Below are 1,496 nucleotides of genomic sequence, written 5' to 3'. Positions count from 1 at the left end.
CGCGCCATGATCAGCGCGTCGGCCGGGCCCACGGCGCCGCCATCCGGCAGGCGCTGCATCTCGCCATTGTCGAGTTTTCGCACGCGCGTATCGGCCGCGCCGCGAAAATGGATCACCTCGACGTCGGGAAACAGTCTGCGCGCATAGGCCGCGCGACGCACGGCATTGGTGCCGATCTTGAACCCCTTGCCACCTGACCGACGCAGCGCTTCCCATGTCACGCCGTCGCGCAGCACCAGGGCATCACCAGGAGGATCGCGCGACAGCGTGGCGCCGATGACGAGGCCCGGCGTGTCCTCGTTGCCCGGCATGTCCTTCAGCGAGTGCATCGCCGCCTGCAATTCGCCCGACAGCACGGCAGCGCGGATCTGCGCCACGAAGGCGCCGCCCTTGCCGCCATGGGGCAACAGCTTGCTGGTCTGGTCGAGGTCGCCCGTGGTGTCGAACTTGACGATCTCGACGTCGAGACCGGGCACAGCGGCGGTCAGGCGGCGCGCGATCTCTTCCGTCTGTGCCAGCGCCATCGCGCTCTTGCGTGTGCCGATCCGAAGTCGAATAGCCAAGCTGTCGTCCTTTCACTGCGCGAGATTACCGCGCATCCTCCAATATCATGTCGGAAGCCTTTTCGGCGATCATGATGATCGGCGCGTTGGTGTTCCCGGACACGAGGTCCGGCATGACCGAGCCGTCGACGACGCGAAGGCCTTCAAGGCCCCTCACCTTCAGCCGCTGGTCAACCACGGCGAGCGCATCATTGCCCATACGACAGGTCGAGGTCGGATGGTAGATGGTGCTGCCGCGCTCGCGGCAATAATCCAGCAGCTCGGCATCCGTGGATACCTTCGCGCCGGGGTCGTACTCGCTGACCACAAAGGGCTTCATCGCCGGCGCATTCAGGATCTGGCGCAGGATCTTCAGGCCCTCGACGTTGGTGGTGCGGTCGGTCTCGGTCGACATGTAATTGATGCGGATTTCCGGCGGCACGCTCGGATCGGCGCTCTTGATGCGCAAGGTTCCGCGGCTTTCGGGACGGAGCTGACAGACCGACGCAGTGAAGCCGGAAAAGTCGTGCAACTTCTCGCCCATCTTGTCGGTCGAGAACGGGAGGAAATGCACCTGGATGTCAGGCGAGGCCAGCCGCGGGCTGGTCTTGAAGAACGCGCCCGCGGTGCCGGCCGCGATGGTCAGCCAACCCTTACGGAACAGCGCATAGCGCGCGCCGGCCATGGTACGACGGAGCGGATGATTGACGGTGTCGTTCAGCGTGATCTTCTGCGAGCAGCGCATCACGATGCGGACCTGCATGTGGTCCTGGAGGTCGTGACCGACGCCCGGCGCGTCCAGCACGACATCGATGCCATGCTTGCGCAGGAGATCGGCGGGACCGACGCCGGAGAGCTGCAGCAGCTGCGGCGAGTTGTAGGCTCCGCTCGACAGCACGATCTCCTTGCGGGCCCGGGCGCGGCGGGTTTGCGCGCCTTGCCGATATTCGACGC

Annotated in this window: 1 protein-coding gene and 1 pseudogene; both read right to left on the bottom strand. The window is 65.4% G+C overall.

What is annotated here, in order from left to right:
* Nucleotides 1-563, bottom strand: a pseudogene (locus tag MOV75_RS37760) (hydroxymethylbilane synthase); the annotation flags it as partial.
* A 25-nt stretch (nt 564-588) separates the two neighbouring features.
* Nucleotides 589-1,496, bottom strand: a 908-nt coding sequence (locus MOV75_RS37755) for a GMC family oxidoreductase (protein WP_247007954.1), incomplete at its 5' end; no start/stop codon positions are given.

It is taken from the genome of Bradyrhizobium sp. PRIMUS42, from assembly GCF_023006515.1.
Lineage (GTDB): Bacteria > Pseudomonadota > Alphaproteobacteria > Rhizobiales > Xanthobacteraceae > Bradyrhizobium.
Note: the sequence above shows the minus strand (reverse complement) of the source record. Positions and strands in the feature narration are given on the sequence as shown.